The 13,808-nt window shown below is 53.0% G+C and carries 15 protein-coding genes and 1 pseudogene; all 16 read right to left on the bottom strand.

The window, feature by feature from the left end; genetic code table 11:
- Nucleotides 1–157: 157 nt before the first annotated feature.
- Nucleotides 158–1,678 carry a lysine--tRNA ligase gene (gene lysS / locus L691_RS0107530; RefSeq protein ID WP_025689757.1) on the bottom strand — a complete coding sequence of 507 codons (1,521 nt, stop codon included), beginning with the start codon at nucleotides 1,676–1,678 and terminating at the stop codon, nucleotides 158–160.
- Nucleotides 1,679–1,989: 311 nt separating this feature from the next.
- Nucleotides 1,990–2,469: a transcription elongation factor GreA gene (greA, locus tag L691_RS0107525; RefSeq protein ID WP_025689755.1), complete on the bottom strand. Its 480-nt coding sequence runs from the start codon at nucleotides 2,467–2,469 to the stop codon at nucleotides 1,990–1,992.
- 202 nt (nucleotides 2,470–2,671) lie between these two features.
- On the bottom strand, nucleotides 2,672–3,694 hold the full coding sequence (dusB, locus tag L691_RS0107520; RefSeq protein WP_025689752.1) for a tRNA dihydrouridine synthase DusB: 1,023 nt from the start codon (nucleotides 3,692–3,694) through the stop codon (nucleotides 2,672–2,674).
- 15 nt (nucleotides 3,695–3,709) lie between these two features.
- On the bottom strand, nucleotides 3,710–3,907 hold the full coding sequence (locus L691_RS31170; RefSeq protein WP_332249064.1) for a helix-turn-helix domain-containing protein: 198 nt from the start codon (nucleotides 3,905–3,907) through the stop codon (nucleotides 3,710–3,712).
- Nucleotides 3,874–4,422, bottom strand: a complete 549-nt coding sequence (gene folK, locus L691_RS0107510; protein ID WP_025689749.1) for a 2-amino-4-hydroxy-6-hydroxymethyldihydropteridine diphosphokinase — start codon at nucleotides 4,420–4,422, stop codon at nucleotides 3,874–3,876. Before folK ends, L691_RS31170 begins: the two co-directional genes overlap by 34 nt.
- 10 nt (nucleotides 4,423–4,432) lie before the next feature.
- Nucleotides 4,433–4,795, bottom strand: a complete 363-nt coding sequence (folB, locus tag L691_RS0107505) for a dihydroneopterin aldolase (RefSeq protein ID WP_025689748.1) — start codon at nucleotides 4,793–4,795, stop codon at nucleotides 4,433–4,435.
- A gap of 18 nt (nucleotides 4,796–4,813) precedes the next feature.
- A complete protein-coding gene (gene folP / locus L691_RS0107500) occupies nucleotides 4,814–5,659 on the bottom strand; it encodes a dihydropteroate synthase (RefSeq protein WP_025689747.1) in 846 nt (281 codons plus the stop codon).
- Nucleotides 5,659–6,537: an aminotransferase class IV gene (locus L691_RS0107495; RefSeq protein WP_025689745.1), complete on the bottom strand. Its 879-nt coding sequence runs from the start codon at nucleotides 6,535–6,537 to the stop codon at nucleotides 5,659–5,661. The genes folP and L691_RS0107495 overlap by 1 nt, the downstream gene beginning before the upstream one ends.
- A complete protein-coding gene (gene pabA / locus L691_RS0107490) occupies nucleotides 6,534–7,115 on the bottom strand; it encodes an aminodeoxychorismate/anthranilate synthase component II (protein ID WP_025689744.1) in 582 nt (193 codons plus the stop codon). Before pabA ends, L691_RS0107495 begins: the two co-directional genes overlap by 4 nt.
- Complete coding sequence (locus L691_RS0107485) at nucleotides 7,112–8,740, bottom strand: anthranilate synthase component I family protein (protein ID WP_025689743.1); 1,629 nt, start codon at nucleotides 8,738–8,740, stop codon at nucleotides 7,112–7,114. The genes pabA and L691_RS0107485 overlap by 4 nt, the downstream gene beginning before the upstream one ends.
- Nucleotides 8,741–8,946: 206 nt before the next feature.
- On the bottom strand, nucleotides 8,947–9,885 hold the full coding sequence (cysK, locus tag L691_RS0107480; protein ID WP_025689741.1) for a cysteine synthase A: 939 nt from the start codon (nucleotides 9,883–9,885) through the stop codon (nucleotides 8,947–8,949).
- A 235-nt stretch (nucleotides 9,886–10,120) separates the two neighbouring features.
- Entirely contained in the window at nucleotides 10,121–11,056 is a 936-nt protein-coding gene (locus L691_RS0107475) for a peptidylprolyl isomerase (RefSeq protein WP_025689739.1), read from the bottom strand.
- 12 nt (nucleotides 11,057–11,068) lie between these two features.
- A complete protein-coding gene (gene hslO, locus L691_RS0107470) occupies nucleotides 11,069–11,950 on the bottom strand; it encodes an Hsp33 family molecular chaperone HslO (protein ID WP_025689738.1) in 882 nt (293 codons plus the stop codon).
- A 38-nt stretch (nucleotides 11,951–11,988) separates the two neighbouring features.
- Nucleotides 11,989–12,756: a type III pantothenate kinase gene (locus tag L691_RS0107465; RefSeq protein WP_025689736.1), complete on the bottom strand. Its 768-nt coding sequence runs from the start codon at nucleotides 12,754–12,756 to the stop codon at nucleotides 11,989–11,991.
- Nucleotides 12,753–13,628: a carboxylating nicotinate-nucleotide diphosphorylase gene (gene nadC, locus L691_RS0107460; protein ID WP_025689735.1), complete on the bottom strand. Its 876-nt coding sequence runs from the start codon at nucleotides 13,626–13,628 to the stop codon at nucleotides 12,753–12,755. Before nadC ends, L691_RS0107465 begins: the two co-directional genes overlap by 4 nt.
- Nucleotides 13,618–13,808: pseudogene (locus L691_RS28210) on the bottom strand (L-aspartate oxidase); the annotation flags it as partial. The pseudogene L691_RS28210 and the gene nadC, both read right to left, overlap by 11 nt.

Genomic DNA, 13,808 nt, shown 5'->3' with positions numbered 1-13,808 from the left:
CCAGAACTCGTATTTCTTGGCCGGAATTAGAATATACCATATATATTTATATATTGCAATAGTATTTTTAAAATATCTAAAAACAAAACCCGAGAAAGCAGGCTTTCACTGCCCTCCCGGGTTATAAAGCTTCTAAAATATGAGGAAACGCGCTGCCTTATTCCCCTGCACGGTTACGCATATGCGGAAACAGCAGCACATCACGGATGGATGCCGAATCGGTCAGCAGCATGACCAGACGATCGACCCCAATTCCAAGGCCACCGGTTGGCGGCATGCCATATTCAAGCGCCCGGATGAAGTCCTCATCCATTTCATGCGCTTCATCATTCCCCTGCTCTTTCTCTTGAAGCTGAGCTTCAAACCGTTGGCGCTGGTCAATTGGGTCGTTCAGCTCACTGAACGCATTGGCATGCTCGCGGGCCACGATGAACAGCTCGAACCGGTCGGTAAACCGGGGATCATGATCGTTCTTTTTGGCGAGCGGCGAAATTTCGACAGGATGGCCCGTTACAAATGTAGGCTGAATCAGCGTCTCTTCGACAAACTGTTCAAAGAAAGCATTAAGAATATGACCAAAAGTCATATGCTTCTCTACCGGCACACGGTGTTCCTTAGCCAGGCGATGGGCTTCTTCGTCAGTCATATGCACCCCGAAATCGACACCAGTCACCTCTTTGACAGCATCGACCATCGATACGCGGCGCCACTCCGGAGTCAAGTCGACTTCATGGCCTTGATAGTTGATTTTTTGCGTACCGAGCACTTCCTGGGCAATATGGGCGATCAAGCTCTCGGTCAGACGCATGATATCCGTGTAATCGGCATAAGCCTCATAAAGTTCAATCATGGTGAACTCAGGGTTGTGGCGGGTGGAAATCCCCTCGTTGCGGTAGACTCGGCCGATTTCATATACTTTTTCCAGACCGCCGACGATGAGCCGCTTCAAATGCAGTTCGATCGCGATACGCATGTACAGTTCCATCTCCAGCGTGTTGTGGAAGGTAATGAACGGACGGGCCGCAGCACCGCCTGCAATGGCGTGAAGAGTCGGCGTCTCGACTTCCAAATAACCGAGCGAATCAAGATAACGACGCATCGACTGGATAATCCGCGAGCGGGTGATAAAGGTCTGCTGAACTTCAGGGTTGATGATCAAATCGACATAACGCTGGCGGTAGCGCAGCTCGACATCCTTAAGGCCATTATATTTATCAGGAAGCGGGAGCAGCGATTTGGACAGCACTTCAAGCTCGCTTACCTTAATGGTAGTCTCTCCGGTCTTCGTCTTGAAGACGGTGCCGGTCACGCCAATGATATCCCCGAGATCAAGCACGCTGAACGCCGCATATTGGACTTCCGGCACGCTGTCCTGGCGGACGTAAATTTGAATTTTTCCGCTAAGATCCTGAATGTGGGCAAAGCTCGCTTTACCCATCGTCCGTTTGGCCATGATTCGACCTGCGATGTTCACTTTAACAGCCTGCTCGTCCAGCTCTTCCTTGGTCATTCCATCATATTTGGCCAAAATATTTCCGGCGTTATGCGTACGCTGGTACTTTTTGCCGAACGGGTCGACCCCGAGCCCGCGCAGCTCGTCCAATTTGGCACGACGGATCTGCAGCAGTTCGCTAAGCTCGCTTTCCGTGGCCTCTTGATTGCTGATTTCTTCACTCATTGCGTGTCATCCCTTCAAAACAGATTTGAACCTCTTTAGACGTAAGAAGAAACGGCTGTCTCCCTATCGCTCTGACAGGTACCGTTCCTTTGAACATATAACGATAATTACATTGCGGGTCATACCCAGTATAACCGGTTGCGGCGTTCGTTCCTTCAAAAAGTTAAGCCCGCAGCTTACACTTTCTTATATCCTGAAAAAAGCTTCCCTAAGGAAGCTTTTTTCAAACGGTTCCCCGCCTGCATGATCCGGCATGGTTAATCCTGGCCGACTGCGCAGTGTGATGCGACCTTAACTGCTTAGGTCCAATCTTATTTCATTTTTATATCAATGATTTTATATTGAATAACGCCTGCGGGCACGGTAACGTCTACGACAGTACCTTTTTTCTTTCCGATAATGGCTTTGCCCACCGGGCTTTCGTTGGAAATCTTATTATTGAGCGGATCCGATTCGGCCGTGCCGACGATCGTGTACTCCATGATATCACCGAACTCCATATCTTCAACAGTAACGGTTACCCCGACGCTGACACTCTCGGTGTCAATTTCATCGCTGTTAATGATGCGGGCGTTGCGGAGCATTTTCTCCAGGGTAATGATGCGGCCTTCAATAAAAGCCTGTTCATTCTTGGCATCTTCGTACTCTGAGTTCTCGCTTATATCTCCATATCCGATAGCCACTTTGATCCGCTCGGCCACTTCGCGGCGTTTGACGGATTTGAGGTTCTCCAGTTCTTCTTCCAGACGCTTCAAACCATCCGGAGTGAGAATGACTTCTTTGTCGCTCATCTTAACCGATTCTCCTGTCGTATACATTTATTGAAAACACCATCACTATATGCGAATCCAAAGGGATAAGAACCCTTCGCTGCATTGCTTCAAAATTCGGAACGGCGAATTTATACTGTGAAATTATATGGGAACCATTACAAAATGTCAATGACAGCCTTCGTATTGCCAGGTGGTTTCAAATCGAGCACTACAGCAGGCGTTATACCGCGGAAACAGAGGCTTCAGCGCCCGCCGTATCACCTGTTTCTTCTACTGAGACACGGTCGACAAAATCATTTAAAATCCTTACCATTTCGTCACGTTTCGTTTCTTCCATAATGACATCTTTTACGCGAGCGGCGCCTTTCAGACCTTTCAAATACCAGGCCAGATGCTTGCGCATTTCGCGCACAGCCACCGCTTCGCCTTTCAAATCGACCAGCCGGTCCATATGCAAAATGGCGACCTCGATCTTTTCTTTCGGGGATGGATCGGGCAGCAGCTCTCCGGTGCTAAGGTACTGGACGGTGCGGTACAGCATCCACGGATTGCCAAGCGCGCCTCGCCCAATCATCACGCCGTCGCAGCCGGTCTGATCGAGCATGGCCCGGGCATCCTGCGGCGTCTGCACGTCACCGTTACCGATGACCGGAATGGACACGGCTTCCTTAGCCTGACGGATGTAGCTCCAATCCGCATGTCCGGTGTAGAGCTGTTCACGCGTCCGCCCGTGCACGCTGATCGCCTGGCCTCCGGCCCGTTCCACCGCGCGCGCGTTATCCACGACGTAAATATGCTCGCTGTCCCAGCCGATCCGCATTTTGACGGTAACCGGCTTGTCGACGGCGTCGACAACTGCGGAGACCATTTCGTAGATTTTGTCAGGTTCAAGCAGCCAGCGCGCTCCAGCGTCGCATTTTGTAACCTTCGGCACCGGGCAGCCCATGTTGATATCAATGATATCGGCGTTCGTTTCTTTATCGACTACCTTCGCGGCTTCCACCAGCGATTCGCGGTCGCCGCCAAAAATTTGCAGGCTGAGCGGTTTCTCCCGATCATCGACAAACAGCATTTCGCGCGTGCGCTTATTGCCGTGCACAATCGCCTTGTCGCTTACCATTTCGGCGCAGACGAGGCCCGTTCCGAACTCCTTGGCTATCAGGCGAAAGGCTGGATTGCATACGCCAGCCATTGGAGCAAGCACAACCTGATTTTTCATTTCGATGTTGCCAATTTTAAGCATACTATTCACTTCCTTTTATATTGAGGATGAGTCGGTCAATTCCTTGACCCCGACCTCCAAAACCATCGCAATTTTATCTAAAATTTGATCTTCCAAGCATCGGTTTCCCCGTTCTACCGCCCCGAGCACAGCAAGTGAAATGCCTGCACGGTCCGCAAGTTCCTGCTGTGTGTAGCCCTTTAGCTTTCGGTATGCCCGAATTCTTCTCCCCATACGCTTGTTGTCCACAACTTGATTCCTTCCCTTCCGTCTAACTTGCCTAGCGCTTTCGTCATCAACTCCAACAGGCCGGACGGTTCGTCCTTCGGCACAATATCGCGGAGCGGAAAAAGCACGAATGCGCGTTCCTGCATACGGGGATGCGGCAGAATCAAATGCGGAGTGTGAAGCACCTTGCCATCCATCCACAGCAAATCCAAATCTACCGTCCGGGGGCCGTTACGTATAGTCCTCACCCGCCCCAGCCGATCCTCAATCTCCAGCATCACTTTCAGCAGCGCTTCGGGCATCAGCGATGTGCGTACAGCCGCCGCCATATTCAAAAAATTGGGTTGGTCCGCATAACCGACAGGCTCGGTCTCATATACGCCGGAACAGCGCAAGACTTGAATATCGGCATGAGCATTGAGCAGAGTGAGGGCCTCATTTAGACTTTTTTCGCGATCCCCCAAATTGGCCCCTAAAGCAATATAAGCCTCTGACTGCTCAGAGGTGGAATGATTATTCATCGATCGGTTCTCACTTTCTCGCTCTATGCAGTTCCACGGTCACTCCCTGGAAATGAACGTCGAACGGCGGATGCGGCTTGGTCACCTTCACCGTTACCGCATTGATAATAGTATAAGTGTGAAGTACCGCAGATGCAATACGTTCACCCAAAGCTTCAATCAGCTTATAGGACTCCTGTTCGACAATATTTTTAACCAAAGCATGCGCTTCGGCGTAGTTTACGGTCTGCTGCAGATCGTCGCTTCGCCCTGCTCCGCTTAAGTCCAGCTCGAACTCCAAATCAATGTAGTAACGCTGGCCCAGCCTGCGCTCCTCTTCAAAAACGCCATGATAGCCGTAGTATTCCATGCGGTGAAGTTTCATTTTGTCCATGGGCGATGCCACCTTTCATTATTTAACGTAGGAGTAGAGCATGGCGTCGCACATCGTAACCGTCCGTTTGATCAGCCGCACATCGTGTACGCGCACAATTTGACAGCCCTGAGCGATGCCAAAAGCTACGGTTGCCGCCGTCCCTTCGACGACATCGTCAACCGGCAGGTCAAGCGCCGTGCGGATGAATCGTTTGCGCGATGTGGCGAGCAGCACCGGATAGCCGAGCTCTGTCAAAGAGTCCAGCGACATCATTACCCGCAAATTCTCATGATAGTCCTTGGCAAAACCAATGCCGGGATCAAGGATGATATGTTCCGCCCGGACTCCCGCCTGTAAAGCTAAATCGATGCTCTCGCGGAGATCGGCGATCATATCGGCCTGCAAATTGGTATAATCCCGGTCCTTGCGGTTATGCATCAAAATAATCGGACAACCCGCTTCTGCGGCGACCTTCCCCATGAGAGGATCGGCCTTGCAGCCCCAAATGTCGTTGATGATATGCGCTCCAGCGGCAATCGCCTGCTTCGCCACCTCCGCCTTATAGGTGTCGACCGATAGCGGAATTTGCGGAGCGGCGCGGTGAATCGCCTCAATAACAGGAAGGATGCGCGACAGCTCCTCGTCAGCGCTCACCGGTTCGTGACCGGGACGCGTCGACTCGCCTCCGATATCGATAATGTCGGCGCCTTCCTCCACCATCTGCAAGGCATGCCTGACCGCAGCTTCGGGTTTGTCCCATAATCCGCCATCCGAAAAGGAATCCGGTGTAACATTCAGGATGCCCATGACCAAAGTCCGCGTCCCCAAAGCAAGCTCTGTCGGACCACAAGTATATTTTCGCGTATACAGTATAGGCTTCATTACTCTACTCCCGCTCTCTGTCTGTATTTCTGTAGAAGCATGGAGGTGACGGGACCTGCCGTTCCGCTTCCGACTACCCTATGTTCATTCTCTTCCCATAGAATCGTCACTGGCACAATTTCCTGAATGGAGTTGGTCAAAAAAACTTCTTCCGCTTCCCTCAGCGTTTCCCAAGTGTACAGTCCGGTCTCCACCTCAAGACCTTCGGTCCCGGCAAGCTCCATGACCATTTCCCGGGTAATTCCCGGGAGTATGCCCGTCGACTCATCCGGTGTGAACAATCGTCCCTCTTTCACAAAAAACACATTGCTGACAATGCCTTCCGCCACTTCTCCACGCTCGGTTAACATCAGTCCTTCCGCACTACGGGCAGCGGACGGGTAGAGTGACAGTTCTCTTTTGGCCAAAATATTGTTCATATAATGTAGCGACTTGAAGCGTACCGGGCCTTCCGGCGTATTCCGGCGCAGCTTCAGCAGTTGAAGCCCTCTGCCATTTATATCTAATTCGACAGGGCGCTGCGGCAGCGCTTTGGTGAACAGCACCTGATTGGGACGGGTATAGTCTCCCGCCGGAAGGCCGAGAGCATCCTCGCCGGCGGTTACGGTGTAACGGATGTAGGCTTCTTGCAGCCCATTCCGCTTCATCAGCTCCGCGATCCATTCCGTTAGGTCAGCAGGGTTGGGCTTATAAGGAATGCCGAGCTGACGGCAGCCTTCCGCCATCCTCTCCAGATGCCGCTTGAGCAAAAACGGCCTGCCCCCGTACGTCCGGAACGTCTCGAATAAGCCGATGCCATACAAAAAGCCGTGATCCCTGACGGAAACCACGGCATCTTCGGCGTCTACGACGCCGCCATTCAATCCTATAAAATTCATACCGTCTTCCCGGCTTTTCGTTTCAGGAAATTGCGGAGCATCGTATGCCCATGATCGGTAATAATCGACTCCGGATGGAACTGCACACCCTCAATCGGATATTCCTTGTGACGGAGTCCCATAATTTCACCTTCCGCCGTTTCAGCGGTGATTTCCAGACAGTCAGGCAGACTCTCGCGCTCTACGAGCAGGGAATGATACCGGGTCGCCGTAAATGGTGATTCCAGCCCTTCAAAGACAGAATCGCCTTTATGATGAATCGGCGAGGTTTTACCATGCATCAGCCGCTCCGCACGGATGACATTGCCGCCAAATGCCTGTCCGATCGCCTGATGGCCAAGACAAACGCCGAAGATCGGGATCACGCCTTTAAAATGGTCGATCAGTTCGAGACTGATGCCCGCCTCATTCGGCGTACACGGCCCCGGAGAGATCAGGATATGATCCGGCGCCAATTTTTCAATCTCTTCGATGCTGATTTCATCGTTGCGATAAACCTTGACCTCTTCACCGAGCTCCCCTAAATACTGCACGAGATTATACGTAAAAGAGTCGTAGTTGTCGATAACCAAAATCATGTTTTTTTTGCTCCCTCCGTGCCGCCGCCAGGCTGCGATTCCCGAATCGCTTCACTGCAAAGAACCGCTTTTACGATGGCCTTGGCTTTATTATGGCATTCCCGGTATTCGCGGTATGGATCGGAGTCGATCACGATGCCCGCGCCCGTCTGAATATAGCCGGTTCCGTCCTTTACAACCAACGTTCGTATAATAATATTTAATTCCATATTGCCGCCGTAGTCAATCCAGCCCATCGAACCGGTATACGGACCGCGCCAGATAGGCTCCAATTCCTCGATGATCTCCATCGTCCTTACCTTCGGCGCACCGGTAATAGTCCCGCCTGGAAATAGGGCCGCAATCACATCGTAGGCATCCTTGCCCTCCGCTATCCGCCCGTTGACCTGGGAAACAAGGTGCATGACATGCGAGTAGCGTTCCACGGTCATGAGCTCCGGTACATTGACCGTACCATAAGCGGAGACGCGCCCGATGTCGTTGCGCTCCAGATCGACGAGCATAATATGCTCGGCCGTCTCTTTGGCGCTCCCGCGAAGCTCCGCCTCCATGGCGGCGTCCTCCGCGGGAGTCAGGCCCCGGCGCCGGGTGCCGGCGATTGGCCGTGCGCTCACTTTGTCCCCGTGCAGCTTGACCAGCAGCTCCGGCGAAGTGCTGGACAGCGCGAAGCCGGGCGAGCGCAGCAGCCCCATGTACGGGGACGGGTTGAGCCTGCGCAGCCACTCGTACACCTCTTCCGGCGAGGAATTAAGCGGCGCTTCCTGCCGCAGCGACAGGTTCACCTGGAATACATCGCCTTGGCGGATGTATTCCTGGATATTCAGCACCGCCTGCTGGAACTTCTCCTTGGTGAAGGCCGAGGTCATTCCCGGCCATTCACCGGATTCGGCCGCAGAGGGGATATCCGGAATACGGGGAATGTCCGACTCAGCTTCCTCAGCTGCTTCCGCTGCTTCGCAAATCTGACGCCACTTTTCCAGCATCTCCTTTGCTTTTTCCAACGCCTCTTCATAGAGCGCTTTAAGTTCTGCGGCAGAAACAGCGGCTGAGACGTTGGGTGGGATCGCAGGATGCAGCGCGCAGTACAACTGCTGCAGGTCGTGGTCGTAGATCCACACCTCATCCAGCCGCATCCAGAGATAATCAGGGAATCCCGGATGATCCTCCGAGGAAGAAGGCAGCCGTTCAAGTGAGCGGACCACATCATACGACAGGAAGCCGACGCAGCCCCCTGTAAACGGCGGAAGCCCGGAATCCTCAGGCCGGGGCGCTCTAAAGGGCGCCATCCATTCACGCAGCACCTCAAGCGGCGCGCCTTCCAGCCCCTCGGTCCCATCTTCGGCCGCACTGTCCGCATTTGATGCACTTCCGGCGGAAATCCGCAGTACCTCGGCATGTCTCTCCTTGCCTGTCAGCACGGATGAAGGACGAAGTCCAACGTACGTATAACGCCCGCCCTTTCCGCTCTCCAGCACCACAGAATAAGGCGATGCCACTTCCCATGCCTTTTTCCAAGAGTGCGGCAATCCGCCCGGGTCAAGCTGCGACCGTATGATCAGAGGCAGGATATTCCAGCCTTCGCCGGCCCACTGCTCCCATTCCTTCCAACCCGTGACGATCTCCAAGTTCATCCTCCTAAACGCCTCAATAGCTATTTGCCTGTCAGTATACTTTATTTTCGGCAATTTTGAAAAGTCTATCCGACAAGAAGCGCTTATTTTTGCCTGGAAAGGACGCTGGCCAAATTCAAAGAGCCTTGGGCAACCGCTTAAAGGCGGAAGTCAAAGGCTCTTGTCCGTACAATTATAATATTATTTCTATAGAAATAAGTTTAAGCTTCGTAGTTGTACAGCGGTGTGCTGAGGTAACGTTCGCCGTTACTCGGAACGATTGCAACCACGCGTTTGCCGGCGCCCAGTTCTTTGGCTACTTTGATCGCTGCAAAAATTGCGGCTCCAGAAGAAATGCCGGACAGAATACCTTCTTCCTTCGCTACACGGCGCGCTGTATCAAACGCTTCATCATTTTCAACATGAATAATTTCATCGTAAACATTTTGATTCAGAATATCAGGGATAAAGTTGGCTCCGATGCCTTGAATTTTGTGAGGTCCCGGTTTGCCTCCCGCAAGAATTGGCGAAGCCGCAGGCTCTACCGCATAAATCTTGATGTCCGGATATTTGTCTTTCAGCACTTCGCCGGCGCCTGTAATCGTTCCGCCTGTGCCAATACCCGCAATGAAAGCGTCCAGCGATCCGCCGATCGAATCGATCGCTTCGACGATTTCCGGTCCCGTCGTTTCGCGGTGAATCTTCACGTTGGCCGGATTCTTGAACTGCTCGGCAACAAAGTAGTTCGGGTTCTCAGCCAGAATGGCTTCGGCTTTCTTGACCGCGCCGTTCATTCCTTCCGACCCCGGTGTCAGAACCAATTCCGCGCCATAAGCGCGAAGCAGGTTGCGGCGCTCCAAGCTCATCGTCTCAGGCATAACGATAATGGCTTTGTATCCTTTAGCCGCCGCTACCATTGCCAGTCCGATACCCGTATTGCCGCTGGTTGCCTCAAGGATTGTATCTCCCGGTTTCAGACGGCCTTGCTTCTCGGCTTCTTCCACAATGCTGACCGCAATCCGGTCCTTAACGCTGGAGCCCGGGTTCTGGTATTCCAGCTTCACATAAATTTCCGCAGCACCTTCCGGCACGATCCGGTTCAGGCGCACAAGCGGGGTGCCTCCAATTAGTTCGGTTACATTGTTGACCACTTTAGACATGGGCAAAAACCTCCTTAGAATAATGAACGAGATGAAAGATAGCGTAACTTGTGACATCAGTCTTCAGCATTTGCCCCTTGGGTCATCAGCGGCCGCCTTAAAATTAACATGGTCATACCGGATCTGCCCGAAAGTTCAGGAAACGCCGCATGCCAAGCTGCGCGCTGCACAGCCCAGATGCAAGCTGCCGTGCTATTCCGACTAAATCAGTAGGTTTTACATTAATCTCATCTTATCAATCTTGAAGTCCCTTGTCAATATCTATTGCGGCATCATATTTGGCGCGGAGATCGCTCTCAACCTTCTGCAGCGGGGGAGCCTGCTCCAATGCAAGCTCCATGCGGACCTGCTCTCTTATTTCCCGTTCGCTCGGCATCTTCGGGACGGTTACTTTGTCCGTCCGAATCACGGCATAACCGCCATCTACCTGAAACGGACCGGCAGCAGCGCCAGGGTCCAGCTCCGCCGCTGCCTTCAGCAAATCCTGCGGCCAATAAGGATTGTCCTCCTCCACTGTACCGACCCGGCCTCCTCGAACCCTGCTGTCCTCATCAATCGAAAGCTGCTTTGCCAATTCCGCAAAATCCTCACCGTCTTCCAAACGGTTCAGCACTTTTTCCGCTTCCCTTTCGGAATTCACCTTAATAATTGACAGCTCAATCTCTTTAACCGGGTGAAGAAGACTTGGGTCCTGCTGCAAATACTCATCGATCTCCTTTTCCCCGATTACAATTCCGGCCGTTGCCACCGCTTGGAGCATAAGCCTATACCTGGTTTCTTCCCGGACTTCCTCCTTGGTCATGCCAAGCTCTGTTTCCATCTGCAAGTAATATTCTTCCTCCGAGCCGTAACCGGAAGCCGCCGTCCGCAATTCCCGGTCGACCTCCTGCTCCGAGACGGAGATGCCGAGCTTCTTGGCTTCCGTCTCCACCGCGATCCGGTTAAGCATGGCTAGCAGCACTTCATCGCCATATCTCTTTTGGAGCTCATCTCTCCACTGCCGTAGCGAGATATATTGGCCGGCCACCTTCGCTATTCTTTTTCCATCTTCGTTGTTCCCTTCCGTCCCTTTTCCCTTACGCCATTCCCATATGAGAAGAACGGAAAGAAGCAGAACCAATCCGGCCAGAACGAGAACGGATTTGCGCAAAGCGCGTTCCTGTCTTGTCATTCCCACACGATCCTATTTCGCTTGATTGAGAATTTCCTGCAGCTCCGCCTTGTTAAAAGAATAGGCTTCATTGCAGAAATGGCATACCACTTCGGCCTGACCGTCTTCCTCGATCATCTGCTCCAATTCATATGCGCCGAGGCTGAGCAGAGTCTGCTCCACTTTCTCGCGGGAGCAATGACACTGAAATCTAATTTCCATTTCGTCCAGCACTTCCGTATCGGGCAAAATGCGGCGCAGCATTTCCTCCGGCTCCATACCCTGATCCAGCAGCGCCGTAACCGAAGGAGTCGAGCTTAAGTTATGCTCAATTTCCGTAATCTCCTCATCGCTTAGGCCCGGCAGCAGCTGAATAATAAATCCGCCGGCCACCTTGACGCTGTTATCCATATCGACCAGTACACCTAGTCCTACCGCAGAGTTCGTCTGCTCGGAGACGGCAAAGTAATACGTAAAATCGTCGCCGAGCTCACCCGAAACAATCGGCACACTGCCGCGGTAGGGCTCCTTGAGACCGAGATCCTTGATGACATGGATAAAGCCATCGGTTCCGACCGCCCCCGCCACGTCCAGCTTGCCCAGACTGTTGCTCGGCAGATGAACATGAGGATTCTGGACATAGCCGCGAACCTCTCCCTCGGCGTTAGCCTCCGCGACAATCTGCCCGATCGGACCGCCGCCTTTGACCTGGATATTGATCATTTCCTTGCCTTTGAGCATGGCGCCCATCATGGCGGCAGCGGTAACCGTTCGTCCGAGCGCGGCCGTAGCCGTCGGATACGTATCATGCCTCCGCTGAAGCTCGGCAGTAAGTTCCGTCGTGCGAACCGCAAAAGCCCGTACCCTGCCATTAAGTGCCGTTCCCCGTACCAGCCGGTCTTTTTTATTTTGCATGGGTGATCAGCCCTCCTGTCATAAGTTGAATCCCGCTGTTATTGATTGCGGTCATAAATAATGCGCAGCCCCTCCAGGGTGAGCATCGAATCGATTTCATCAATGCAGTCCGTCTCGCCCGCAATTAGCGGCGCAAGTCCTCCCGTCGCGATGACCTTCAGTCTGGGAGCGTTCATCTCGGCCTTAATGCGCCTTACAATGCCTTCCACCTGTCCCGCATAGCCGAAAATAATTCCAGCCTGCATCGCATGCACGGTGTTTCGGCCGATTACTTTTTTGGGCTTCTCCAGTTCGATTCTCGGCAGCTTGGACGCCCGCTGATATAGCGCCTCGGTGGAAATGCCGATGCCCGGCACAATGGCGCCTCCAAGATAATTGGCGCTTCCGTCGATACAGTCAAATGTTGTGGCGGTTCCAAAATCGACGACGACAAGCGGACATTGATAGCGCTCAATGGCGGCCACGGCGTTCACGATACGGTCCGCGCCGACCTCCCGGGGGTTCTCGTAACGCAGATTGAGCCCGGTCTTGATTCCGGGCCCGACTACCAGCGGCTCTTTGCCGATATATTTGACACACATTTCCACGATTACATGCACAAGCGGAGGTACGACGGAAGAAATGATGACACCTTCCACATTTTTAACGGACAGACCCGACATATTAAATAAATTGTGAATCAAAATCCCGTACTCATCTGCAGTCGCTTGCCGCGCCGTGCTCAGCCGGAAATGGTGCAGGAGTTCCCGCTGCCGGTAAACCCCAAGCACAATATTCGTATTGCCGATATCCACGGCCAGCATCATGACAAAGCGCCCTCCTTCTTCTCATTCAGATCGAGACTAATATCCAAACTGGAAAAAGAATACGTGAGCCGTCCGACAGAGATGACATCGACACCCGTTTCTGCGATGCCGCGCACCGTTTCCAGTGATACATTTCCCGAAGCCTCCGTCTTCACATGCGGCGCCTTCGTCTTAATTTTGCGCACAGCCTCTGTCATTAATTCATGAGACATGTTATCGAGCATAATAATATCCGCGCCTGCGGCCAGCGCCTCCTCCACCTGTTCCAAGCTTTCCGTTTCCACTTCAATCGTCATGGTATGCGGAATGTTAGCCCGGGCTCTGCTGACGGCCTTCTGAATGCCCCCTGCGCCTTTAATATGATTATCCTTGATCATAACGGCATCGTATAAACCGAACCGGTGATTGGCGCCTCCGCCGACGCGCACTGCATACTTCTCCAGCATCCGATGTCCGGGCGTAGTCTTGCGTGTATCCACCAGCTTTGCCGGTAGTCCGTCCAGTGCCTGCACGAACGAGGCTGTCCGCGTCGCCACCCCAGAAAGCCGCTGCATTAAATTCAGCGCAAGCCGCTCTCCGGTCAAAATCGCGTGGGTGCTGCCTTCCACTTCTGCAATCACGGTTCCCTTCGCTACACGTTCGCCTTCCTTCACGAATGAGGTAAAGGACAGGCCGGGATCGACGACCTCGAACACCAGCTCCGCGACGGGAATGCCGCAGACGACGCCTTCTTCTTTTGCATGAATAATTCCTTTAGACTGATGTCCGGGCGCAATCGTCGTCAGTGTGGTCACATCGCCGGAACCGACGTCTTCCTTCAGCCAGTTCTTGATGGATTGCACCAGCTGTTCGTTATATCCGTTAAACATCATCGCTTGTCTCCTCCACTATGCCCAGTTCGCGAATCTGGAGCAAATGCTTCCGCCAATGCTCATCATCCCGCTGCGGAAAATCTTCGCGGTAATGGGCCCCTCTGCTCTCCTCGCGTGTCATCGCCGATTCCGTGATAAGCAGGCAGCAGGTCAGCATATTGGCAAATTCATATTCTTCGC

It is taken from the genome of Paenibacillus zanthoxyli JH29, assembly GCF_000520715.1.
In the GTDB taxonomy this organism is placed as follows: Bacteria; Bacillota; Bacilli; order Paenibacillales; family Paenibacillaceae; genus Paenibacillus_AQ; species Paenibacillus_AQ zanthoxyli.
This window is presented reverse-complemented; position numbering and strand designations above follow the sequence as displayed.

Excerpts from the sequence above, each read along its gene's own strand:
- folB (WP_025689748.1), bottom strand. The coding sequence starts at position 4,795 with ATGGACAAAATGAAACTTCACCGCATGGAATACTACGGCTATCATGGC.
- dusB (WP_025689752.1), bottom strand. The coding sequence starts at position 3,694 with ATGCTTAAAATTGGCAACATCGAAATGAAAAATCAGGTTGTGCTTGCT.
- cysK (WP_025689741.1), bottom strand. The coding sequence starts at position 9,885 with ATGTCTAAAGTGGTCAACAATGTAACCGAACTAATTGGAGGCACCCCG.
- L691_RS0107495 (WP_025689745.1), bottom strand. The coding sequence starts at position 6,537 with ATGAATTTTATAGGATTGAATGGCGGCGTCGTAGACGCCGAAGATGCC.
- lysS (WP_025689757.1), bottom strand. The coding sequence starts at position 1,678 with ATGAGTGAAGAAATCAGCAATCAAGAGGCCACGGAAAGCGAGCTTAGC.
- L691_RS31170 (WP_332249064.1), bottom strand. The coding sequence starts at position 3,907 with ATGGGGAGAAGAATTCGGGCATACCGAAAGCTAAAGGGCTACACACAG.
- folK (WP_025689749.1), bottom strand. The coding sequence starts at position 4,422 with ATGAATAATCATTCCACCTCTGAGCAGTCAGAGGCTTATATTGCTTTA.
- greA (WP_025689755.1), bottom strand. The coding sequence starts at position 2,469 with ATGAGCGACAAAGAAGTCATTCTCACTCCGGATGGTTTGAAGCGTCTG.
- hslO (WP_025689738.1), bottom strand. The coding sequence starts at position 11,950 with ATGCAAAATAAAAAAGACCGGCTGGTACGGGGAACGGCACTTAATGGC.
- L691_RS0107475 (WP_025689739.1), bottom strand. The coding sequence starts at position 11,056 with ATGACAAGACAGGAACGCGCTTTGCGCAAATCCGTTCTCGTTCTGGCC.
- L691_RS0107465 (WP_025689736.1), bottom strand. The coding sequence starts at position 12,756 with ATGATGCTGGCCGTGGATATCGGCAATACGAATATTGTGCTTGGGGTT.
- nadC (WP_025689735.1), bottom strand. The coding sequence starts at position 13,628 with ATGATGTTTAACGGATATAACGAACAGCTGGTGCAATCCATCAAGAAC.
- folP (WP_025689747.1), bottom strand. The coding sequence starts at position 5,659 with ATGAAGCCTATACTGTATACGCGAAAATATACTTGTGGTCCGACAGAG.
- pabA (WP_025689744.1), bottom strand. The coding sequence starts at position 7,115 with ATGATTTTGGTTATCGACAACTACGACTCTTTTACGTATAATCTCGTG.